The organism is Pseudomonas sp. NFPP02, from assembly GCF_900119355.1.
GTDB classification, from domain to species: Bacteria; Pseudomonadota; Gammaproteobacteria; order Pseudomonadales; family Pseudomonadaceae; genus Aquipseudomonas; species Aquipseudomonas paracarnis.
The window spans coordinates 426,412-448,467 of record NZ_FPJI01000002.1; the positions used below are offsets into that span (position 1 = coordinate 426,412).

At 61.1% G+C, this 22,056-nt stretch carries 20 protein-coding genes; 14 read left to right on the forward strand and 6 right to left on the reverse strand.

Annotated elements, in window-relative coordinates; all coding sequences use genetic code 11:
* Positions 1-32 precede the first annotated feature (32 nt).
* Positions 33-1,580: a HAMP domain-containing protein gene (locus BT204_RS05300; RefSeq protein ID WP_054896258.1), complete on the reverse strand. Its 1,548-nt coding sequence runs from the start codon at positions 1,578-1,580 to the stop codon at positions 33-35.
* A gap of 133 nt (positions 1,581-1,713) precedes the next feature.
* On the opposite strand from BT204_RS05300, the gene serB reads away from it, so the two are divergent.
* Positions 1,714-2,928 carry a phosphoserine phosphatase SerB gene (gene serB / locus BT204_RS05305; protein ID WP_003188034.1) on the forward strand — a complete coding sequence of 405 codons (1,215 nt, stop codon included), beginning with the start codon at positions 1,714-1,716 and terminating at the stop codon, positions 2,926-2,928.
* Between the two features lie 134 nt (positions 2,929-3,062).
* Here the strand turns inward: serB and asd are convergent, their stop codons facing one another.
* From asd to BT204_RS05320, 3 genes are read right to left on the reverse strand one after another with little or no spacing between them, the layout of a single operon-like run.
* Positions 3,063-3,923, reverse strand: coding sequence for an archaetidylserine decarboxylase (gene asd, locus BT204_RS05310; protein WP_054896259.1), 861 nt, complete (start codon positions 3,921-3,923; stop codon positions 3,063-3,065).
* Between the two features lie 15 nt (positions 3,924-3,938).
* A complete protein-coding gene (locus BT204_RS05315) occupies positions 3,939-4,754 on the reverse strand; it encodes a rhodanese-like domain-containing protein (protein ID WP_054918863.1) in 816 nt (271 codons plus the stop codon).
* 57 nt (positions 4,755-4,811) lie between these two features.
* The gene (locus tag BT204_RS05320; protein ID WP_072445884.1) at positions 4,812-6,347 is read right to left on the reverse strand and encodes an HDOD domain-containing protein; all 1,536 of its coding nucleotides are present in this window, start codon (positions 6,345-6,347) and stop codon (positions 4,812-4,814) included.
* Positions 6,348-6,513: 166 nt separating this feature from the next.
* On the opposite strand from BT204_RS05320, the gene motA reads away from it, so the two are divergent.
* Complete coding sequence (motA, locus tag BT204_RS05325) at positions 6,514-7,365, forward strand: flagellar motor stator protein MotA (RefSeq protein WP_003188041.1); 852 nt, start codon at positions 6,514-6,516, stop codon at positions 7,363-7,365.
* A 3-nt stretch (positions 7,366-7,368) separates the two neighbouring features.
* Positions 7,369-8,388: a flagellar motor protein MotB gene (gene motB, locus BT204_RS05330; protein ID WP_072445886.1), complete on the forward strand. Its 1,020-nt coding sequence runs from the start codon at positions 7,369-7,371 to the stop codon at positions 8,386-8,388.
* Positions 8,389-8,748: 360 nt separating this feature from the next.
* Here the strand turns inward: motB and rsgA are convergent, their stop codons facing one another.
* Positions 8,749-9,780, reverse strand: a complete 1,032-nt coding sequence (rsgA, locus tag BT204_RS05335; RefSeq protein WP_003188044.1) for a small ribosomal subunit biogenesis GTPase RsgA — start codon at positions 9,778-9,780, stop codon at positions 8,749-8,751.
* A 108-nt stretch (positions 9,781-9,888) separates the two neighbouring features.
* Here rsgA and orn point away from each other — a divergent pair, with 108 nt between their 5' ends.
* Positions 9,889-10,431: an oligoribonuclease gene (gene orn / locus BT204_RS05340; protein ID WP_003171343.1), complete on the forward strand. Its 543-nt coding sequence runs from the start codon at positions 9,889-9,891 to the stop codon at positions 10,429-10,431.
* A gap of 182 nt (positions 10,432-10,613) precedes the next feature.
* Positions 10,614-11,231, forward strand: coding sequence for a trimeric intracellular cation channel family protein (locus BT204_RS05345; RefSeq protein WP_169918769.1), 618 nt, complete (start codon positions 10,614-10,616; stop codon positions 11,229-11,231).
* On the opposite strand, the gene queG is transcribed toward BT204_RS05345, so the two are convergent.
* Positions 11,228-12,292, reverse strand: coding sequence for a tRNA epoxyqueuosine(34) reductase QueG (gene queG, locus BT204_RS05350; protein WP_034125645.1), 1,065 nt, complete (start codon positions 12,290-12,292; stop codon positions 11,228-11,230). The genes BT204_RS05345 and queG overlap by 4 nt on opposite strands.
* Before the next feature lie 63 nt (positions 12,293-12,355).
* On the opposite strand from queG, the gene BT204_RS05355 reads away from it, so the two are divergent.
* The 9 genes from BT204_RS05355 to hflC all read left to right on the forward strand — a co-directional run bounded on the left by BT204_RS05355 (position 12,356) and on the right by hflC (position 21,805).
* On the forward strand, positions 12,356-13,216 hold the full coding sequence (locus BT204_RS05355; RefSeq protein WP_072445888.1) for an NAD(P)H-hydrate dehydratase: 861 nt from the start codon (positions 12,356-12,358) through the stop codon (positions 13,214-13,216).
* Positions 13,204-13,674: a tRNA (adenosine(37)-N6)-threonylcarbamoyltransferase complex ATPase subunit type 1 TsaE gene (gene tsaE / locus BT204_RS05360; protein ID WP_072445890.1), complete on the forward strand. Its 471-nt coding sequence runs from the start codon at positions 13,204-13,206 to the stop codon at positions 13,672-13,674. Before BT204_RS05355 ends, tsaE begins: the two co-directional genes overlap by 13 nt.
* Positions 13,675-13,689: 15 nt before the next feature.
* Positions 13,690-15,111, forward strand: coding sequence for an N-acetylmuramoyl-L-alanine amidase (locus BT204_RS05365; protein ID WP_003188054.1), 1,422 nt, complete (start codon positions 13,690-13,692; stop codon positions 15,109-15,111).
* A 14-nt stretch (positions 15,112-15,125) separates the two neighbouring features.
* Positions 15,126-17,027, forward strand: coding sequence for a DNA mismatch repair endonuclease MutL (gene mutL, locus BT204_RS05370; protein ID WP_161975078.1), 1,902 nt, complete (start codon positions 15,126-15,128; stop codon positions 17,025-17,027).
* Entirely contained in the window at positions 17,027-17,998 is a 972-nt protein-coding gene (gene miaA / locus BT204_RS05375; RefSeq protein ID WP_072445892.1) for a tRNA (adenosine(37)-N6)-dimethylallyltransferase MiaA, read from the forward strand. Before mutL ends, miaA begins: the two co-directional genes overlap by 1 nt.
* A 94-nt stretch (positions 17,999-18,092) precedes the next feature.
* Complete coding sequence (hfq, locus tag BT204_RS05380) at positions 18,093-18,353, forward strand: RNA chaperone Hfq (RefSeq protein ID WP_003188059.1); 261 nt, start codon at positions 18,093-18,095, stop codon at positions 18,351-18,353.
* 12 nt (positions 18,354-18,365) lie between these two features.
* Positions 18,366-19,667: a ribosome rescue GTPase HflX gene (hflX, locus tag BT204_RS05385; RefSeq protein ID WP_003188061.1), complete on the forward strand. Its 1,302-nt coding sequence runs from the start codon at positions 18,366-18,368 to the stop codon at positions 19,665-19,667.
* A gap of 96 nt (positions 19,668-19,763) precedes the next feature.
* Positions 19,764-20,939, forward strand: a complete 1,176-nt coding sequence (gene hflK / locus BT204_RS05390; RefSeq protein WP_003188062.1) for an FtsH protease activity modulator HflK — start codon at positions 19,764-19,766, stop codon at positions 20,937-20,939.
* Entirely contained in the window at positions 20,939-21,805 is an 867-nt protein-coding gene (gene hflC / locus BT204_RS05395; protein ID WP_003188064.1) for a protease modulator HflC, read from the forward strand. The genes hflK and hflC overlap by 1 nt, the downstream gene beginning before the upstream one ends.
* The last annotated feature ends 251 nt before the right edge of the window (positions 21,806-22,056 follow it).

Below are 22,056 nucleotides of genomic sequence, written 5' to 3' on the forward strand. Positions count from 1 at the left end.
TCGTTCTCTGCGGGCTTGTGATCATCAATGCATTAGTCTTGGAGTCGACCCTTGTTGCGGGTCTCATGCATCCGCGCCAATTGCCGCTCCAGCATCGATGGATACGGCTCCATCAAGCGCTCCACACAGCTGGCCCCTTCAGGGCTGGCAATCGGGCGGATACGTGCGCGTTGGCGGATCAACGTGTCCTCACTGATCTTGCGCTCCACCAACAGCAGGTTACGGCTGTGCTGGGACAAGGCCAGGGCATCCTGGGCGATTTCGGTGAGTAGCAGGTCGATCTGGCTAATGCCAAACAGATCGTCACCCACGGTTAGACCCAACTGCAGTTGCAGGGTAATGCCGCTGTCGGCCACTTCGATCTGCAGGGCATGGCCCAGGGCGCGCAACAGCTCGCCGCAGCAGATGGCATTGGTCAGGTAGTCCTCGCCGCTGTCTTCACTGTGGAACAGCATCAGCGTGCTGCCATCGTTCAGGGTGTGCAGTTCGCTCTGGTAGAGCGAAGCGGCCTGGTCGAGGCAGTCGCGGTAGCGTTCGAGCAGTTCGGTCAGGCGGGCACGGGGCAGGCGGCGCAGTTGCTCCTGGGCGCCCAGTTGCACGGCGAGTACGGCACTGTGCTGTGGCTCGGCGTTCTTGACCGCAACGGGTTTGGGCGCAGCGACTGGGGCGGCTGCCGAGGTGTCGCGCAGGTCGGCGAACGGGTCTTCGTCGTCCAGTTCGTCTTCCTCGGCCTTGATCACATGGCGCGGCGCAGGCTTGAGGCCGGCCACCGGGGCGCTTTCGTCGAAGCCTGGGTCGCGCAGGTCGCGCACTTCAAACTCAGGCTCGTCGGCGTAGTCCTCGGCGTCGTCGTACTCAGGCTCGGGCTCGACTTCAGGCGCTTTTGGCTCCGGGGCAAAGCTGGCGTGGAGCTGGCGCGCGAGGTCGCCGATTTCGTCCTGGCGATCAGTGGCCGGGGTGTGTTCGTCGATATCCCGCAGCCAGATGCGCAGTTGCATCAACGGCGTGGAGATATGCCGGCCCAGGCGCAGGCTCAAGGCCAGGGCCAAGGCCAGTAGGATCGCGCTCAGAATGCCCATGCTTTGCAGGCTGATGGTCATCGGCTGCTGGAACTGTTGCATATCAAGGCTGATACGCAGTTGGCCGGCCTTCACGTCCTGGAACGTAATATTACTCTGATACAGGCCTTCGGCCTCACCGAGCAGACCGTTTTTCGGGCGTTGCCCGGCCTCGGCCATGATCCGGTTGTCCACGCTATAGATAGCGGCGTGGGCCACGAGCGGGTTCTTGGTCAGGTTGTTGAGCAACACGTTGAGGCTGAGGATGTCGTTGGATACCAGCAACTCAGTCGCCGAAGTGGCAGTCTGGGTTGTCAGGCTCGCGCCCAGGGCGTCAGCTTGCTCGTGCATGGCCTGCTTGAACTGCAAACCCATCACGCAGGCGTAGATCACCAGGGCCAGAGCGACCAGGATCACGTTATGGCTGGCGATGCGCAATGCAATCGGTACACGGCGATGGCGCAGTGCCCGGAAGATCAGCAGGAAGAAGTTATCGGTTTTTACTGGCGTGGGCCGGTTCACTTGCGCTCGGCTCTTGGTCCGTGAAGTTGACGCGCAGTATAGCGACAGGCCCATGGCCGGCAAAGCGCTGGCTGTGCCCGATGGTCACTGAAAGTGGGTAGAATGCGGTTTTTTTCCAGCCTGGGGGTGCGCTTTGCGCGAAATTGTCCTGATCAACATCACGGGTGAAGACCGGCCGGGTCTCACCGCAGCCATTACCGGCGTCCTGGCCCAGGGTGGTGTGAACATTCTCGACATCGGCCAGGCGGTGATCCACGACACCTTGTCGTTCGGCATCCTGGTGGAGATCCCCAGCACCGAACAGGCCTCCTCGGTACTCAAGGACATCCTGTTTACGGCGTATAAGCTCGATCAACAGGTACGTTTCACCCCGGTGTCCGAAGCTGACTACCAGCACTGGGTCGAAGGCCAGGGTAAAAAGCGCCATATCGTCACCCTGTTGACCCGCAAGGTAACGGCTGAGCAGTTGCAGCGCGTCAGTTCGATCACCGCGCAATACGGATTGAATATCGACCATATCGACCGTCTGTCGGGTCGCATGCCCTTGGACACTCCGGCTGACAAAGGCAAGGGCTGCATCGAGTTCTCCGTGCGCGGTGAACCGGCTGATGCGCAAGCGCTACGCGCTGATTTCCTGAGCGTGGCCCAGGAACTGAATGTCGATATCGCCTTCCAGGAAGACTCCCTGTTCCGTCGCAACCGCCGCTTGGCGGTGTTCGACATGGACTCCACCTTGATCGAAGCCGAAGTCATCGACGAGCTGGCCAAGGCGGCCGGTGTGGGCGAGCAAGTCTCGGAGATTACCGAGCGCGCGATGGCCGGCGAGCTGGATTTTCGTGCCAGCTTCAAGGAGCGTCTGGCGCTGCTCAAAGGCTTGGACGTTGGCGTGCTGGATTCGATCGGCGCGTCGCTGCGCCTGACTGAAGGCGCCGAAACCCTGTTCGCCGAACTCAAGCGCCTGGGCTACAAGACCGCCATCCTGTCCGGCGGCTTCACTTACTTTGCCAAGCAGTTGCAGGCCAAGCTGGGCATTGACTATGTATTCGCCAACGAGCTGGAAGTGGTGGATGGCAAAGTGACTGGCGTCGCGGTGGAGCCGATTGTCGACGCCCAGCGCAAGGCCGACCTGCTCAAGGAATTGGCCCATAAGGAAGGCTTGCGCCTGGAGCAGACCATTGCGGTCGGCGACGGCGCCAATGACTTGCCGATGCTGGCGATTGCCGGGTTGGGCGTGGCCTTTCGCGCCAAACCGTTGGTCAAGCAGTCAGCCAAGCAGGCGATTTCGACCTTGGGGTTGGATGGCGTGTTGTATCTGCTGGGCTTGCGTGACCGCGACGGTCAGCTATAAGCCGATCTCACTGTCACTGATCGTTCCCACGCTCCGCGTGGGAGCGCCTCCAGTGACGCTCTGCGTCACGCTTTGGGCGCAGAGCGCCTCGGGCTGCATTCCCACGCGGAGCGTGGGAACGATCAACTGCAATATCAGGCTTTAGCAGCGGCGATGCCCTGGCCCATCTGCACCGGCGTACCCGCTGCCAGTTCTTCAGCCCACTTCACCTGGTCCGGCCCGAACAACACGATGGCGGTCGATCCCAGTTTGAAGCGACCCAGTTCCGCACCTTTCTCCAGATGAATCGGCGCGCGGGCCGCTTCGTCGTAGCGGAAGGTTTTCAGCTCGCGTTTCGGCGGCGTCACCAAACCGGCCCACACGGTTTCAATCGACGCAACGATCATCGCACCTACCAACACCACGGCCATCGGGCCGCGTTCGGTGTCGAACAAGCAAACAACGCGTTCGTTACGGGCGAACAGTTCCGGCACGTTTTCGGCGGTGGTCTGGTTGACCGAGAAAATCCGCCCTGGCACATACACCATCTCGCGCAGGGTACCGGCCAGTGGCATGTGCACCCGGTGGTAGTCCTTGGGCGACAGGTAAATAGTCGCGAAGTCCCCGCCCATGAACGGCGCAGCCATTGCCGCATCGCCACCGAGCAGTTCCAGCACGCTGAAGCTGTGGCCCTTGGCCTGGAAGATACGACCATGTTCGATCGGGCCTAGCTGGCTGACCGCGCCATCGGCAGGGCTCAGCACTGCGCCTGGGGTTGGATCTAACGGACGGGCGCCGTCTTTCAGCGCGCGGGTGAAGAAGGCGTTGAAGTGCTCGTAGGCGGTCAGGTCTTCCACCAGGGCCTGGGACATGTCCACCTGGTAGCGCTTGGCGAACCAGGCAGTGAAGGCGTTCTTGAACCAGCGCACGCGGCACTCGGCGATACAGCCGGCCAGGCGCGACAGCAAGTGATGCGGCAGCAAGTACTGGCTGAGGATAAACAACTGCTTTTTCATAACTGTCCTTAAACCTTAAATCTCAACGGGGGTGTCGGGGTGGTTGCCCCATTCGCCCCAGGAACCGGCATAACCTTTGACTCGCGGATAACCGAGCGCCTTGGCCACCAGGTAGGTGAAGCCAGAGCGGTGGTGAGTCTGGCAGTGGGTGATGATTTCTTTGTCTTTGGTCAGCCCGAGGTCTTCGAGGATTTGCGGCATGTCACGGCGGATACGCAGGCTGCGCGCCTTGTCCATGCCGGCGGTCCATTCGAAGTTCACCGCGCCGGGAATGTGGCCGCCCTTGGCTGCGAGCACTTTCTCGCCGGAATACTCCAGCGGGCCACGAGCGTCCCAGATCCCCAGGTCGGCCGCGCCGAGGCGGCTTTGCAGGTATTCGCGGGTGGCTGTGGGGCCGTCGTGCAGCGTAAGGCTGACCGGGCCGCCGGCTGCTGGGGGCGCATCGGTGGAAAGCGGGTGCCCTTCCTCCAGCCAAGCCAGCAGGCCACCGTCGAGGTAGTGATATTTCTGGTGGCCGATCACGTCGAGCATCCAGATAAAACGCCCGGCCCAACCGCCGCCTTCGTCGTCATAGACCACATAGGTGGCGTCCGGGGTGTGGCCCAGTTCGCCGAACAGTTTTTCCAGGTCGGCCTTGCTTGGTAGCAGGCCGGGTGCCGGTGGCTGTCCCAGTTGGGTGCGCTTGGGGTCAACGAAGTGCGCGCCGGGGATATGCCCTTCGGCGTAGCGGGCGACACTGGTGAGGTCTACCAGTATCAAGTGCTTAGAATCGAGGCGACCCAACAGGTCGGCGGATTCGATCACCAGCGGCAAGCCAGAGAAGTCAGGCATGTGAGGTCTCCTGGGCACAAATGTTGGCGATAAAGGCCGGTGATTGTAGCGCAAGCATCAGGCGCTGCGGTTGGTAAAGCTGTGCAGGGCTTTCTCGATGCATTGGGCGGTTTTGCCGAACGCCTGCACGGTGGTTTCCGAGAACGGCCCGCCGCCCTGGTCCGCCACGATCAGCATGACCACGCGACCGTTGCAGCTCAGTGAGCGCAACAGCAAGTGCTCGCCAATAAATAGACGACGCAGGATTGGTGGCAGCAATGCGGAAAACTGCGCATGGTTGTCGGGGTTCAGGCGTACCTGGGCGGACTTTTCCAGCAGGCGTTGCAGCAGTGTGCTATTGACCACATCCAGGCTCAGGTGAGCCGCTTCCTTGGGCAGGCCGTCGGCCTGATGTACACGCAAGGTGCTCAAGGCGCGATCTGCCATGAATATCAGTACCCGCTGCATGCCACTGGCGACCAGGGCTTCCTTGGCGCAAGTGGTCAGGTGCATGGCGTTGGCAAAGCGGCTCGGCTCCACCAGCAACTCGGTGCAACGCGTGCGCCACACGGCCAAGGCTTCGGCAGTGGGCGGTGGTGCCGGCAGCAAGCCGCGATGGACTTTCTGTACGTGCCACGGCCAGATCAGCGACAGCGCCGGGTGCCAGAGGTCGGGCATCAAGGTGGTACGAGCACTGGTCACCGCTTGTTGGTGGGCTTGCTGTTGCACATCGCTCAACGGCGTTTGCAGGTACAGCGCCGTCAGGTATTGCCAGCGCTCAGTGTGCGGGCAGGTCCAGGATTCCTGGGCCGACATCGCCAGGCCGTTGGCCAGCAATACGGTGTTGGCCGGCTGGTTCAGCCAGCGTCGCAGGTTGGGCTCGGCATCGAGCAATTGCTGGTGGCGCAGGGCGTCGTCTTGACGGGCAATGTGCAGCGCCTTGACCAGCAGGCGTTGCTCGGCCAACAGCAACTTGTAGCCCTGTGAAACCCAGATCGGCAGGTGCCAGGCTTCGGTCAAGCCCAGGCACAGGTCAAGCAAACGCACGCCGAACAGCTGTTGCTCGACCTGGCGCGCCGATTGGCCTTTATGGATCACCCGTAACTCCCATTCCTCCAGGAGCTTGGGGTAGGCGACGGCCATCGGCCACAGTGGCGACAGAAACAGCAGGCTGCCCCAGTGGATGTCCTGCCACAGCCGCGCGAGGCGACTGCCGAACAAACCGTTGGCTTGCTGGGATGCGTGCTGGCTGATCAGCAACAGCTGACGCAAGGCCACGGGGATTTCCCGGGCGGGTACCGAAGGCAGGCGCGCCAACAACTCTTCGGCACGTTTGAGGCCAAGACGGTTAAGTGCGACTTCAAGGTTTTCTGCAGGTTCGGTCAGGCTGCCGTGGGCGTGGCTGTTGGCTTCGCGCATCACACTCAGCACCAGGGCCGGACTGTTTTGCATCAACTCAGCAATATCTCGCAATGAACTGCGGCTATCGCGAATGGCTTTGCACACGCGTTCATGGCTGGCCTGCGGCACGGGCAGCAGCACGTCGTCCAGGCACTTGATCCAAGCGGCGAGGGTAGTGGGGCGGTTTGTTGGGACTGTCGTTTCAATTGCCATGATTGGGGCGCGATCATCACTTGCGTTCAACACGCCCGGAACGGGCCGAATTGGCTTTTCGCCTTAACGGGCTATAGTCTGGCGCAGTTTTGCCGATAAGTAGAACAAGAGTTTTCTGCTGCACCCCATATGTCCATGAACCCGACGGCGCAAGTACCCCTCTCCTATGGCTAAAATTATCGGCATCATTGTCGTCATCGCAAGTGTGCTCGGAGGGTACGTCCTCTCCCACGGTAAAATCGCCGCACTGATCCAGCCTTTCGAAGTGCTGATTATCGGCGGTGCCGCGTTCGGCGCATTTTTGCAGGCCAACCCAGGCTATATGACCATGCACGTGGTCAAGAAGTCCCTGGGCATGTTCAGTTCGCGCTTCTCCCACACGTTTTATCTTGAAGTGCTGGGGCTGATCTACGAGATCCTCAACAAAAGCCGCCGTGAAGGCATGATGGCGATCGAAGGCGATATCGAAGACGCTGCGGCCAGCCCGATTTTTGCCAAGTACCCGGCCGTGCTCAAAGACGAGCGCATGACCGCGTATATCTGTGATTACCTGCGCATCATGTCCTCCGGCAACATGGCGCCTCACGAGCTGGAAGGCCTGTTCGACATGGAGTTGTTCAGCCTCAAGGAAGAGCTGGAGCATCCTTCCCACGCCGTGACCGGCATTGCCGACGGTATGCCCGGTTTTGGTATTGTCGCGGCGGTACTGGGGATCGTGGTGACCATGGCGTCCCTGGGCGAGGGCGATCAGGCGGCCATCGGCATGCACGTAGGTGCGGCGCTGGTCGGCACCTTCTTCGGTATTCTCGCCGCCTATGGTTTCTTCGGCCCGCTCGCCACCTCCCTGGCCCACGATGCCAAGGAAGAGATCAACCTCTACGAAGCGATCAAGGCGTGCCTGGTGGCATCGGCGTCGGGCATGCCGCCGTCGTTGGCCGTGGAGTTCGGGCGCAAGGTGCTGTACCCGAAACATCGCCCAAGCTTCTCCGAGCTGGAACAAGCGGTTCGCGGTCGCTAAGCCATGGAAAACAACCAGCCGATCATCATCAAGCGCGTCAAGCGCTTCGCTGCGGGGCACCATGGCGGCGCCTGGAAAATCGCCTTCGCCGACTTTGCCACGGCGATGATGGCGTTTTTCCTGGTGTTGTGGCTGATGTCCACCGCTACGCCAGAACAGAAAATCGCCATCGCCGGCTACTTCAAGGACCCGATTGGCTTTTCGGAAAGCGGTACGCCGTTTGTCATTGACCTGGGCGGCTCGCCGGAACTGGCGCCCGAGCGCACCATCAACCCGGAAGTGCAAACTGAATCGCCTCAGGAAAAAATCCCGATCGAGCGCGACACTGTCGAATCCATGGCCGAGCAGGTCGAACAGGAGCGACTGGAACTGTTGCTGCAGGAATTGCAGAACAAGGTTGAAGAAAACCCACAGTTGCTGAAGTTCAAGGACCAGATTTCCTTCGAGATCACCCCCGAGGGGCTGCGCATCCAGATTACCGATGCCGCCAACCGGCCGATGTTCGACTCGGGCAGTGCGCGCTTGAAGCCGTACTTTGAAGACATCCTGCTGGCCATGGCTGACACCATCAAGGCGGTGCCCAACAAGATCAGCATCAGCGGGCACACCGACGCCAAGCCCTACGCGGGCCAGGGTGATTTCGGCAACTGGGAACTCTCGGCCAACCGCGCCAATGCTGCCCGGCGTGCGCTAGTGGCCGGCAGCTACCCGGACCCGCAAGTGGCGCGGGTGGTGGGCTTTGCCTCCTCGCAGCTGTTTGATCCCAAAGACCCGTACAACCCGGTCAACCGCCGTATCGACATCGTGGTGCTGACCAAAAAAGCCCAGCGTGCGATTGAAGGCGATCAACCGCCACCACCGGCACCAACCCAGGGCGACGGTGCACCTGGCGAAGTGCCGACCGATCCGAACGCGCTGCCGCCGGAGCAGGAGCCGCTGCCGGCCCATGAGCTGCGCCAGAAGCTGAACCTGTTTGATGATGGGGGCGTCAAGGATCCTACGGCGCCTGCACCGGGGTCCTAAGCTCCAGATACAACAAGGCCGCGATAATCGCGGCCTTGTTGTATCTGCGCTGTCATAGATATCTACACAATTTTGGGGCGACGCTGGGCCTGTGGCGAGGGAGCTTGCTCCCGTGACGGCCTGACAGCCGGCGCCTATCTACCTGACGCCCTCAATCCAAATGTGGGAGCTGGCTTGCCTGCGATGGCGATTTGCCGATGTACATATCCATTCCTGCGGTAACGGCCACCGATACCGATGCTGCATTGTAGGAGCGAGCTTGCTCGCGAAAAACGTCAACGATAACGCGTGTATCCAGGATGCCCGCGTTGCGCTTGAGGTCTTCGCGAGCAAGCTCGCTCCTACAGAGGTGGGGGCTGCTTAGTAGCTGCTCTCGGGCAAGCTCGCAATAATCGACCGATAGCTGTTCATCCGCTGCTGCTGCACGCGCCCATCTTCCAGTGCCTTGAGCAGCGCACAACCCGGCTCGCGGTCGTGTTTGCAGTCGCGGAAGCGGCAGGTGCCGATCAGGTCGTTGAACTCAATAAAGCCGGCTTCCACATCGCTACGGCTGACGTGGCCCAAGCCGAACTCACGAATACCCGGGGAGTCAATCAACTCGCCGCCGCCCGGGAAGTGGAACAGCCGTGCGGTGGTGGTGGTGTGGGTGCCCTGGCCGGACAGCTCCGACAGCGGGCCCACGCGGGTTTCGACTTCCGGCAACAGGCTGTTGACCAGCGACGACTTGCCCACGCCAGACTGGCCGACGAACACGCTGATCCGCCCGTCCAACTGCTGTTGCAGCTGTTCCATGCCGTTGCCGTGGTGAGCCGACACTTCCAGCACCGGGTAGCCCAGGGTGCGGTAGACCGCCAGCAATGCGTTGAGCGCCGGGGCGTTCTGCTCGTCGATCAGGTCGAATTTGTTCAGCAGCAGCAACGGGCGGATGCCAGCATGCTCAGCCGCGACCAGGTAACGGTCGATCAGGTTGGCATGGGGCTCGGGCAGTGGCGCGAACACGATCACGATCATGTCGACGTTGGCCGCCACCGGCTTGAGCTGCCCACGGCTGTCGGGGCGGCGCAGTTCGGTGCTGCGCGGCAACTGGGCGACGATGACGCCGATGCCCTGGTTGCCGGCACGCCACACCACCTTGTCGCCGGTGACCAGCGCGGGCAGGTTGGCGCGCAGGTGGCAACGGAACACCTGGCCTGCGAGTTCGCCTTCGAGCGCCTCGACTTCGACCTGCACACCAAAGTGCGCGATCACCAGGCCCGTTTGTTCGGGGCCCAGGTCGCCGCCCTCGAGCGCTTCCACGGCGGAGGATTCACGTTTGGCGGCGCGGGCGGCGCGTTCACCTTGAATCTTTTCGATGCGCCAGTTTTGGCGACGGTTGAGCTGGCGTTTGGCCATTGGTGTTCCGTGTCGATAATGCAAAAGTTGGGTAAAACGGTCGCGAGTCTAGCACGCCCCCGCCTGCTAAACTGCCCGGCTACGCCAAGGTGCCAAGAGAATCAAGCCATGCAAAACCCACAGAACCTGATTTGGATCGATCTGGAAATGACCGGTCTGAACCCCGACACTGACGTCATCATCGAGATGGCGACCATTGTCACCGACAGCAACCTCAACACCTTGGCCGAAGGCCCGGTGATCGCCATCCACCACAGCGACGCCGTACTCGCCACCATGGACGAGTGGAACACCCGCACCCACGGTAACTCCGGGCTGACCCAGCGCGTGCGCGACAGCCGCATCAGCATGGCCGAAGCCGAGGCCGAAACTATCGCCTTCCTGGAAAAATGGGTGCCCAAGGGCAAGTCGCCAATCTGCGGCAATAGCATCTGCCAGGATCGCCGCTTCCTTTATACGCACATGAAGGGGCTGGAAAGTTACTTCCACTACCGCAACCTGGACGTGTCGACCTTGAAGGAACTGGCTGCGCGTTGGGCGCCGGAAGTCAAAGACAGCTTCCATAAAGGCAGCACGCACCTGGCGCTGGACGATATTCGTGAGTCGATTGCCGAGTTGCAGCATTACCGCAAGCATTTCATCAAGGCTTGATTCTGCGGCGCCAGTGAGTGCGCTATCGCAGGCAAGCCAGCTCCCACATTTGACTGCATTCGCAAATTCAAAGTGTGGGAGCTGGCTTGCCTGCGATACAGGCGACGCGGTTCATCGCCAAGCGCCCCCTTTTGGTGCCCTCGGCAAATGATTAGACTGCCGGCCTCTCTGTCAGGATCGCCATCATGTTGCTGATGCTCTACCTCGTCGCCATCACCGCCGAAGCCATGACTGGCGCCCTGTCCGCGGGTCGGCGTGGCATGGACTGGTTTGGCGTGGTGCTGATCGCTTGCGTGACAGCCCTGGGCGGCGGTTCGGTGCGCGATGTGTTGCTCGGCCACTACCCGCTGACCTGGGTCAAACACCCGGAATACTTGGTGCTGACCTCTGTTGCAGCATTGGTGACGATCTTTATCGCGCCCTTGATGCGCCACCTGCGCTCGCTGTTCCTGGCGCTGGATGCGGTGGGGTTGGTGGCCTTCACCCTGATCGGCTGCATGACCGCCCTGGAAATGGGCCACGGCATGTTGGTGGCGTCGGTCAGCGGGGTCATCACCGGGGTATTCGGCGGCATCCTGCGGGATATCTTCTGTAACGACATCCCGCTGATCTTCCGCCGCGAGCTGTATGCCAGCGTGTCGTTCCTGGCTGCCTGGTTCTACTTGCTGTGCCTGTACCTGAAGCTGCCCAGCGAGCAAGCGATTCTGCTGACGCTGTTCAGTGGCTTCCTGTTACGCCTGCTGGCGATCCGGTTTCACTGGGAAATGCCCAAGTTCGTCTACAACGACGATGTGCACTAGCGGGCCGCGTGTTGCTCCAGCGCCCATTCCACGTGTTCGCGTACCAACTCCGACGGGTAGTCCCGCCGCGCCTTGAGTGCTTCCAATACCGGAATGCTGGAGGGCGCATTGCCCAGGCCCACCGCCAGATTGCGTAACCAGCGCTCATAACCGGCACGGCGCAGGGGCGAGCCCTCGGTGCTGCTGAGGAATTTATCCTCGTCCCACATAAACAATTCGGCCAGTTCTGCGTTATCCAGATTGTGCCGTGGCTTGAAATCGCTTTCGGCGGTAGGTCGAGCGAAACGATTCCACGGGCAAACGATCTGACAGTCATCGCAGCCAAATACCCGGTTACCAATCAGTGGGCGCAGGTCTTCGGGGATAGCGCTCTTGAGTTCGATGGTCAGGTACGAAATGCAGCGTCGCGCGTCCAGCACGTAAGGGCCAACGAAGGCGTTGGTGGGACAGATGTCCAGGCACGCCGTGCAGCGGCCGCAGTGTTCTGTGGCGTGGGGTGGGTCTACCGGCAACGGTAGATCGACAAACAGTTCGCTCAGGAAGAAATAACTGCCGGCCTTGCGGTTGAGAACCAGGGTGTTTTTACCGATCCAGCCCAGGCCCGCTTGCTCGGCAATGGCTTTTTCCAGGACGGGCGCGCTGTCGACGAAGGCGCGAAAGCCGAACGGCCCGATCTGCGCCTGGATGCGGTCGGCCAGTTGCTGCACGCGCTTGCGGATCAGCTTGTGGTAATCGCGGCCCAGGGCGTAGCGCGAGATGTAGGCTTTTTCTGGTTGGGCCAGCAATTGCGCCATCTGGGTGTCGCCAGGTAGGTAGTCCATGCGCAGTGAAACCACGCGCAGGGTGCCGGGCACCAGCTCTTCGGGGTGGGAGCGTTTGCTGCCGTGGGCGCCCATGTACTCCATCTCGCCGTGGTAACCCGCGTCGAGCCAGCGTTGCAGGTGCTGTTCATGCTCAGCCAGGTCGAGGCCGCTGATGCCCACTTGTTGAAAGCCCAGCTCGCGACCCCAGTCTTTGATCGATTGGGCGAGAGCGGGCAGATCGGAGGTAATAGCAGGCATGAGACAGGGGAAACCACAGGTTAGATGCGTATAATTCTGCCAGACATCGGAGCTTGAAGACGCATGCCTCAGACAAAACACCCAATTACCGACGTTCAGCTGTTGTTGCCCGGCCATTTACCGCAACTGGCTGCGCGTTCCCCGGACGCCCATAAGGGCCAGTTCGGCCACCTGTTGGTCATCGGTGGTGACCGTGGCTTTGGCGGCGCAGCGTTGCTGAGCAGCGAAAGTGCCTTGCGCAGCGGCGCCGGCATGGTCTCGCTGGCGACGCGGCCGGAACACGTGCCGGCCGCTCTGGCTCGGCTGCCGGAGGTCATGGCCGTCGGCGTAAGCTCGGCCAACCAGTTGATGGGCCTGCTGGAAAAAACCTCGGTGATCGTCATTGGCCCAGGCATGGGCGATGCCGCCTGGGGCAAGAGTCTGTTGTCGGTCGCGGCCAATGCCAGCGTGCCGCAGGTGTGGGATGCCGACGCGCTCAATCAACTGGCCACTGGCAGCGTCGAGCTGCCGGCCAACTGTGTGATTACCCCTCATCCGGGCGAAGCTGCGCGTTTGTTGGGGCTATCGACAGCCGAGGTTCAGGCAGATCGCCTTAAGGTGGCGCGCGCGTTGAGCCACAAATTCAATGCAGTGGCTATCCTCAAGGGTGCTGGCAGTTTGATTGCCAGCCCGGATGGACGGTTTGCCCGTTGTGATCAAGGCCACCCGGCAATGGCGGCGGCGGGGCTCGGTGATGTCTTGGCCGGCCTGGTCGGGGCACTATTGGCTCAGGGTATGCCCGCGTACGAAGCGAGCTGCCTGGCCGTGTGGTTGCACGCGACCGCCGGAGACCGCCAGGGTAGTTTTGGTCGCGGCTTGGCTGCCAGCGACCTGATCCCCGCCATTCGTCAATTGCTGGAGGAGCAGTCGCCGTGCCTGAAGTAATTCTTTTCCTGGCAGATGAAGAGGCCATGGTCGCGTTGGGCCAGCGTATTTCGCAGGTCACGCAAGGGGCCGGGTTGATCTTTCTCGAGGGTGACCTGGGCGCAGGCAAAACCACACTGTCCCGAGGGATTATTCGCGGCCTTGGCCATACCGGCGCGGTAAAAAGCCCGACCTTCACGTTGGTCGAGCCCTACGAGATCGGCGACGTGCGTGCTTTCCACTTCGACCTCTATCGCCTGGTCGATCCGGAAGAGTTGGAGTTCATGGGCATCCGTGATTACTTCGAGGATGATGCGCTGTGCCTGATCGAGTGGCCAAATAAAGGCACAGGCTTTTTGCCAAAGCCGGACCTGACCATTACCATTACGCCGCATGAGCACGGACGTCAGCTGAAGTTGTTGCCCCAGAGCCCACGCGCTGAGTCGTGGTGTGCTGCTCTGGCATTGGAATTCAAATAATTGGTGGGGTTAGGTATGCGCTTTCGCGCGTTGGTTGCTGTCGTGGGGGTGTTGCTTGCGGCAATGACTGTCAATGCTCTGGCTGCTTCACAGGTGAAAAGTGTTCGCCTGTGGCGAGCGCCGGATAACACGCGACTGGTGTTCGACCTGTCTGGCCCGGTCCAGCACAGCGTCTTTACCTTGACGGCGCCTGATCGCCTGGTGATCGATATCAACGGTGCCAGCCTGGCCGCGCCGCTGAAAGTCTCCACCGCCAACACGCCCATCACCGCCATGCGCTCTGCCCAGCGTACGCCGACCGACCTGCGTGTGGTCATTGACCTGAAAAAGGCCGTGACCCCCAAAAGCTTCTCCCTGGCCCCCAACGCCCAGTACGGCAACCGCCTGGTGGTCGACCTGTTCGACAACCCCGCCGACGCCGCACCGCCGCCTGCGCCAACGCCAAGCGTGGCGACGGTGCCTGCGGTGCCGGTCAACCCTTCGCAACCCCAGGTCAAGCTGCCACCGCCGCCGCCTGCACCGGCAGGCAAGCGCGACATTATCGTGGTGATCGACGCCGGCCACGGTGGCGAAGACCCTGGGGCTTCCGGCTCACGCGGCCAGCATGAGAAAGACGTGGTGCTCGCCATCGCGCGTGAACTGCAGCGCCAGGTCAACGGCATGAAAGGCTACCGCGCCGAGCTGACCCGTACCGGTGACTACTTCATTCCGTTGCGTGGCCGTACCGAAATTGCCCGTAAGAAGGGCGCTGACCTGTTCGTGTCCATTCACGCCGACGCCGCGCCTTCAACCGCTGCCTTTGGCGCCTCGGTATTTGCCCTGTCGGATCGCGGCGCTACCTCCGAGACTGCGCGCTGGCTGGCCGACAGTGAAAACCGTTCCGACTTGATCGGCGGGGCCGGCAACGTGTCCCTTGATGACAAGGACAAGATGCTTGCCGGGGTGCTGCTCGACCTGTCGATGACGGCCTCGCTGACTTCCAGCCTTAACGTCGGGCAGAAAGTGCTGAGTAATATCGGTCGCGTGACGTCGCTGCATAAACAGCGTGTGGAACAAGCCGGGTTCATGGTGTTGAAGTCGCCGGACATCCCGTCGATCCTGGTGGAAACCGGGTTTATCTCCAACGCCAACGAAGCGTCGAAACTGGCCAGCGCCAGCCACCAGCAAGCGCTGGCGCGCTCGATCAGCGCCGGTGTGCGCCAGTTTTTCCAGCAAAACCCGCCGCCGGGCACCTATATCGCCTGGTTGCGCGACTCCGGCAAAATCGCCCAGGGCCCGCGTGACCATCGTGTCCAACCCGGTGATACCGTGGCCATGCTGGCGGTCCGTTTCCAGGTCACGCCTGCAGCCTTGCGCAGCGCCAATAACCTGAAAACCGACGAGTTGAAGATTGGCCAGGTGTTGACCATCCCCGGCACCTCATTGGCGGCGCAGTGATGAGCGAATCCACCTTGAACAGCGGCTCGCGCATTGAATTGCTCAGCCCGCGCCTTGCCAACCAGATCGCCGCGGGTGAGGTGGTTGAACGCCCGGCGTCGGTAATCAAGGAGTTGCTGGAAAACAGCATCGACTCCGGTGCCAAACGCATTGATGTCGATGTGGAGCAGGGCGGCGTCAAGCTGCTGCGGGTACGTGACGATGGCAGCGGCATCTCTTCGGATGACCTGCCCCTGGCCCTGGCCCGTCACGCCACCAGCAAGATCCGCGACCTGGAAGACCTGGAGCGGGTCATGAGCCTGGGCTTTCGAGGCGAGGCCCTGGCCTCCATCAGCTCCGTGGCCCGCCTGACCCTGACCTCCCGCACCCGTAGCGCCGAGCAAGCCTGGCAGGTGGAAACCGAAGGCCGCGACATGGCGCCTCGGGTCCAGCCTGCGGCGCATCCGGTGGGCACCTCGGTGGAAGTGCGCGACCTGTTCTTCAATACCCCGGCGCGGCGCAAATTCCTCAAGGCCGAAAAAACCGAATTCGATCACCTGCAAGAAGTCATCAAGCGCCTGGCCTTGGCGCGTTTCGATGTGGCGTTTCACCTGCGCCACAATGGCAAGACCATCCTCAGCCTGCACGAAGCCAACGACGACGCCGCGCGTGCTCGGCGGGTGGCAGCGGTGTGTGGCAGCGGGTTCCTGGAACAGGCGCTGCCGATTGAGATCGAGCGCAATGGCTTGAGGTTGTGGGGCTGGGTCGGGTTGCCGACGTTCTCTCGAAGCCAGGCCGACTTGCAGTATTTCTTTGTGAACGGCCGGGCGGTCCGCGACAAACTGGTGGCCCATGCGGTACGCCAGGCTTATCGCGATGTGCTGTTCAACGGGCGGCACCCGACCTTTGTACTGTTCTTTGAGGTTGACCCTTCGGTGGTCGACGTCAACGTGCACCCAACCAAGCACGAAGTACGTTTCCGTGATGGGCGCATGGTGCATGACTTCCTGTATGGCACGCTGCACCGTGCCCTGGGTGATGTGCGCCCGGATGATCAATTGTCGGCGCCGATCGTCACCGCGGTGGTGCGCCCGAGCGGTCCCGAGGCCGGCGAGTTCGGGCCGCAAGGTGAAATGAGCCTGGCGGCCAACCTGCTGCAATCGCCCCAGGCGCAGCCAGCCTACACGGCGCCGAATTCGGGTGCCGGTGCGGGTTATCAGTACCAATACACACCGCGCCCGCAATCGACGGCGCCGGTGGCCGAAGCCCAGGCGGCGTACCGTGAGTTTTTCGCGCCGTTGCCGGGTGCCGAGCCGGGTGCTGCTGTGGCGTTGCCCGAAGGCGGCGGTGATATTCCGCCGCTGGGCTATGCCCTGGCGCAGCTCAAAGGCATTTATATCCTCGCCGAAAACGCCCATGGCCTGGTGCTGGTGGACATGCACGCTGCCCATGAACGGATCATGTACGAGCGCCTGAAGATCGCCATGGCCAGCGAAGGCCTCAGCGGCCAGCCGCTGCTGGTGCCCGAATCCCTGGCGGTGAGCCAGCGTGAAGCCGACTGCGCAGAAGAACATCACGGTGTGTTCCAGAAGCTTGGCTTCGAGCTGCAACGCCTGGGCCCGGAAACCCTGGCGATCCGCCAGATTCCCGCGCTGCTCAAGCAGGCCGAGGCCAACCGCCTGGTGGCCGACGTACTGGCAGACCTGATGGAGTACGGCACCAGTGACCGTATCCAGGCGCATATCAACGAATTGCTCGGCACCATGGCCTGCCACGGCGCCATCCGCGCCAACCGCCGCCTGGCCCTGCCGGAAATGAACGGCCTGCTGCGCGACATGGAAAACACCGAGCGCAGCGGCCAATGCAACCATGGCCGACCGACCTGGACCCAGATGGGCCTGGATGATTTGGACAAACTGTTCTTGCGCGGCCGCTGATGAGTGCCTTGCCCCCCGCCATTTTCCTGATGGGCCCCACGGCCGCCGGCAAGACCGACCTGGCCATCGAGCTGACCAAGGTGCTGCCCTGCGAGTTGATCAGCGTCGACTCTGCCCTGGTTTACCGGGACATGGATATCGGTACGGCCAAGCCGTCGAAGGCGCTGTTGGCCCAGTATCCGCACAAGTTGATCGACATCATCGATCCGGCGCAGAGCTATTCGGCGGCGGATTTTCGCACCGACGCCCTGGCGGCCATGGCCGAGATCACCGCGCGCGGCAATATCCCGCTGCTGGTGGGCGGCACCATGCTCTATTACAAGGCGTTGCAGGAAGGCTTGGCCGATATGCCGCCTGCCGATGCCCAGGTGCGCGCCGAACTTGAAGATGAGGCTGCGCGCCTTGGCTGGCAGGCCCTTCACGACCAGTTGGCGGCGGTAGACCCGGTGTCTGCGGCACGTATTCACCCCAATGACCCCCAGCGGCTCACACGCGCCCTGGAAGTCTGGCGCGTCAGTGGCCAGACCATGACTGAACATCGCCTGAAACAAACTGCGCAAAGTACTGATGCAGGCGCATCTGGACAGTCACAATTGCCCTATACTGTGGCGAATCTGGCCATCGCTCCGGCAAACCGCCAGGTGTTGCATGAACGAATTGCACAAAGATTCACAATAATGTTGGAACAGGGGTTTGTGGACGAGGTCGTAGCATTGCGTTCAAGAGGCGACCTGCATGCAGGGCTGCCTTCGATACGTGCTGTAGGCTACCGCCAAGTCTGGGATCATCTGGATGGCAAGCTGACGTCCGCCGAAATGCAAGAGCGCGGCATCATTGCCACGCGCCAATTGGCGAAGCGCCAGTTCACCTGGCTGCGCAGCTGGAGCGATTTGCACTGGTTGGACAGCCTGGACAGCGACAATCTGTCACGCGCCTTGAAATACTTGGGAACGGTCTCCATATTGAGCTGAGTCCTTGCAATTGCCGTCTATCCTTGGGGGTGTGACGGCCATAAGCTATCTATTTTCCGATTTTTTATTATTGATCCTTAAAGGAGTGCGGCACATGTCAAAAGGGCATTCGCTACAAGACCCTTACTTGAATACTTTACGTAAAGAGAAAGTTGGGGTTTCCATCTATCTGGTCAACGGCATCAAGCTGCAAGGTACGATCGAGTCGTTCGACCAATTCGTTATCCTGCTGAAAAACACCGTCAGCCAGATGGTTTACAAGCACGCTATCTCGACAGTCGTTCCAGTTCGTCCAATCCGTCTGCCTAGCGCAGCAGGTGATGAACAGGGTGACGCTGAGCCAGGTAACGCCTGATAGGAGTCTCCTTTGTTCTTTGAGCGCCACGGTGGTGGTGAGCGAGTAATCCTCGTTCACTTGGATGGACAGGACCCTGAGGCGCGCGAAGATCCGCAGGAGTTTCAGGAGTTGGCAAATTCGGCCGGCGCCGAGACCGTTGCGTTTTTTAACGTACCGCGTCATCGGCCAACCGCCAAATACCTGATTGGCAGCGGCAAGGTCGAGGAACTGCGCGACCTGGTTCATGCCGAAGAAGCCGATCTGGTGATCTTCAATCACACCCTCACTCCCAGTCAGGAACGTAACCTCGAACGTGTTTTCGAGTGTCGCGTGATCGACCGTACCGGTCTGATTCTCGATATTTTCGCCCAGCGCGCCCGCACCCATGAAGGCAAGCTCCAGGTTGAACTGGCCCAGCTTGACCACATGAGCACCCGCCTGGTTCGCGGCTGGACTCACCTTGAGCGTCAGGGTGGCGGTATCGGTATGCGTGGCCCGGGTGAAACCCAGTTGGAAACCGACCGGCGTCTGCTGCGGGTTCGCCTGCGCCAGATCAAGGGCCGCCTGGAAAAAGTGCGCAGCCAGCGCGAGCAGTCGCGACGTGGCCGTTCCCGTGCGGATATCCCGACCGTGTCCCTGGTGGGGTACACCAACGCCGGCAAGTCCACGTTGTTCAATAACGTGACCAAGTCGGATGTGTACGCGGCCGACCAACTGTTCGCCACCCTCGACCCGACCCTGCGGCGTCTGGACATCGACGACCTGGGGCCGATTGTGCTGGCCGATACTGTGGGTTTCATTCGTCACCTGCCCCACAAGCTCGTCGAGGCATTTCGGTCTACGCTCGAAGAGTCGAGCAATTCCGACCTGCTGTTGCACGTGATCGATGCGGCCGAACCGGATCGCATGTTGCAGATTGAACAGGTCATGGTGGTGCTGGGCGAGATTGGTGCCCAGGACTTGCCGATCCTCGAGGTCTATAACAAACTCGATTTGCTTGAAGGCGTTGAGCCACAGATCCAGCGCGACGAGAACGGCAAGCCCCAGCGGGTCTGGTTATCGGCGCGAGATGGCAGTGGCTTGGAGTTGCTGGAACAAGCCATTGCCGAATTGCTCGGCAGCGATTTGTTCGTCGGCACCTTGCGCTTGCCGCAGCGTTTTGCTCGACTGCGTGCACAGTTTTTCGAGTTGGGCGCGGTACAGAAAGAAGAACACGACGAAGAAGGTGTCAGCTTGCTGGCCGTTCGATTGCCACGCTCGGAACTCAATCGGCTGGTCAGCCGAGAGGGTGTTGTACCGGCAGAGTTCATCGAACAACACACTTTGCAATAAAAGCCTGAGAAAGCGGTTGTGCCGCAGTAGCAGGCATTCTGTAGCATTGGTCGGCGCGCCGTGGGTGCGTCTTTGCTTTATCAGATGGAGAGCGCTATGGCTTGGAATGAGCCGGGTGGCAACTCGAATAATCAGGATCCTTGGGGTGGTAAGCGCCGCAATAATGGCGACCGCAAGGGGCCACCGGATCTCGACGAGGCCTTCCGAAAGCTGCAGGAAAGCCTGAATGGGTTGTTCGGTGGTGGAAAAAAACGTGGTGGTGACGACGGCGGTCGCACAAGCAAGGGCGGTGGCTATGGCCTGCTGGGCCTGGGTCTTGTCGTGCTCGCGGCCGTATGGCTGTACAGCGCGGTCTACGTGGTGGACGAGCAGGAGCAAGCCGTGGTGCTGCGCTTCGGCAAGTACTACGAGACTGTCGGGCCAGGCCTGAACATCTATTTCCCGCCGATCGACAAGAAGTACATGGAGAACGTGACGCGTGAGCGTGCGTACACCAAGCAGGGCCAGATGCTGACCGAAGACGAGAACATCGTCGAAGTGCCGCTGACCGTGCAGTACAAGATCAGCAACCTGCAAGACTTCGTGCTGAACGTTGATCAGCCGGAAATCAGCCTGCAACACGCAACCGAAAGTGCCCTGCGCCACGTGGTGGGTTCCACCGCCATGGACCAGGTGCTCACCGAAGGTCGTGAGTTGATGGCCAGCGAAATCAAGGAGCGTCTGCAACGCTTCCTCGACACTTACCGCACCGGTATCACCGTTACCCAGGTGAACGTACAGAGCGCAGCGGCACCGCGTGAAGTGCAGGAAGCCTTTGACGACGTGATCCGTGCACGTGAAGACGAGCAGCGTTCGCGCAACCAGGCTGAAACCTATGCCAACGGCGTTGTGCCGGAAGCCCGTGGTCAGGCCCAGCGCATCCTTGAAGATGCCAACGGTTACCGCGATGAAGTGGTCTCCCGCGCCAAGGGTGAGGCAGATCGTTTCACCAAGCTGGTCGCCGAGTACCGCAAGGCTCCTGAAGTGACCCGCGAGCGTCTGTACCTGGACACCATGCAGGAAGTCTTCAGCAACACCAGCAAGGTTCTCGTGACCGGCAGCAAAGGTGGGCAGAACAACCTGCTGTACCTGCCGCTGGACAAGATGATCGAAGGTGGTCGTAGCGGCGCCAGTGCACCGTCCACCGGTTCGAATGCCGCTGCCAACGAAGCGAGCGCCCGTGCGGCCGCTGACTTGCTGCAACAGCAAACACGTACCAGGGAGAGCCGTTGATGAGCAATAAATCGCTGACCGCCCTGATTGTGGGCGTCGTCGTGGTCATCGCTGCCTGGAACTGCTTCTACATCGTCGCTCAGACCGAGCGTGCGGTGCTGCTGCAATTCGGTCGCGTGGTCCAGGCGGATGTCCAGCCGGGCCTGCATGTGAAAGTCCCCTACGTCAACCAGGTGCGCAAGTTCGACGCCCGCCTGATGACCCTGGATGCACCGACACAGCGCTTCCTGACCCTGGAAAAGAAAGCCGTGATGGTTGACGCCTACGCCAAGTGGCGCGTCAAGGATGCCGAGCGCTTCTACACTGCGACTTCCGGCCTCAAGCAGATTGCCGACGAGCGTTTGTCCCGTCGTCTGGAATCGGGCCTGCGTGACCAGTTTGGTAAGCGCACCCTGCACGAGGTGGTATCCGGTGAACGTGATGCGCTGATGGCTGACATCACCCGTTCGCTGAACACCATGGCGGAAAAAGAGCTGGGTATTGAAGTGGTCGACGTTCGCGTCAAGGCCATTGACCTGCCCAAGGAAGTGAACCGCAGCGTGTTCGAGCGTATGAGCACCGAGCGTGAGCGTGAAGCGCGTGAGCACCGCGCCAAGGGTAACGAGTTGGCTGAAGGTATCCGTGCCGATGCCGACCGTCAGCGTCGTGTACTGCTGGCAGAAGCCTATCGTGAGTCTGAAGAGGCTCGTGGTGACGGCGATGCTCAAGCCGCGGCGATCTACGCCAAGGCCTACGGCCAGGACCAGGAGTTCTACGCGTTCTACCGTAGCCTGCGCGCTTACCGTGAAAGCTTCGCGAACAAAACCGACGTACTGGTGTTGGACCCAAGCAGCGACTTCTTCCGCTACCTGGAAAAGTCCAAGTAACCAGCCCGTGATTCTGTAAGGCGCACTCCGTCGGGCGGCTAAAATGCCTGGCGGGGTGATCCTTTCAGAAAACGGGTGTATGATGCGGCAGCCGGGAAATTCCCGGCTTTTTTGCGTCTGCATGTTTGATTCGGCAGGCGTGACAGGTTTTTCGAGGAAAGTGCCCGACGAGGCCGTTTGCAGGCCGTTCGTCACGTCGCTCTTGCGCGTGGTTTATGCAAGGGGCGGGTATTTTCTGCTTCACTCAAGGC

Coding starts and splice junctions, on each gene's coding strand:
- hfq (WP_003188059.1), top strand. CDS start 18,093: ATGTCAAAAGGGCATTCGCTACAAGACCCTTACTTGAATACTTTACGT.
- rsgA (WP_003188044.1), bottom strand. CDS start 9,780: ATGGCCAAACGCCAGCTCAACCGTCGCCAAAACTGGCGCATCGAAAAG.
- motA (WP_003188041.1), top strand. CDS start 6,514: ATGGCTAAAATTATCGGCATCATTGTCGTCATCGCAAGTGTGCTCGGA.
- orn (WP_003171343.1), top strand. CDS start 9,889: ATGCAAAACCCACAGAACCTGATTTGGATCGATCTGGAAATGACCGGT.
- BT204_RS05365 (WP_003188054.1), top strand. CDS start 13,690: ATGCGCTTTCGCGCGTTGGTTGCTGTCGTGGGGGTGTTGCTTGCGGCA.
- BT204_RS05315 (WP_054918863.1), bottom strand. CDS start 4,754: ATGCCTGACTTCTCTGGCTTGCCGCTGGTGATCGAATCCGCCGACCTG.
- motB (WP_072445886.1), top strand. CDS start 7,369: ATGGAAAACAACCAGCCGATCATCATCAAGCGCGTCAAGCGCTTCGCT.
- hflC (WP_003188064.1), top strand. CDS start 20,939: ATGAGCAATAAATCGCTGACCGCCCTGATTGTGGGCGTCGTCGTGGTC.
- queG (WP_034125645.1), bottom strand. CDS start 12,292: ATGCCTGCTATTACCTCCGATCTGCCCGCTCTCGCCCAATCGATCAAA.
- asd (WP_054896259.1), bottom strand. CDS start 3,923: ATGAAAAAGCAGTTGTTTATCCTCAGCCAGTACTTGCTGCCGCATCAC.
- BT204_RS05355 (WP_072445888.1), top strand. CDS start 12,356: ATGCCTCAGACAAAACACCCAATTACCGACGTTCAGCTGTTGTTGCCC.
- miaA (WP_072445892.1), top strand. CDS start 17,027: ATGAGTGCCTTGCCCCCCGCCATTTTCCTGATGGGCCCCACGGCCGCC.
- hflK (WP_003188062.1), top strand. CDS start 19,764: ATGGCTTGGAATGAGCCGGGTGGCAACTCGAATAATCAGGATCCTTGG.
- BT204_RS05320 (WP_072445884.1), bottom strand. CDS start 6,347: ATGGCAATTGAAACGACAGTCCCAACAAACCGCCCCACTACCCTCGCC.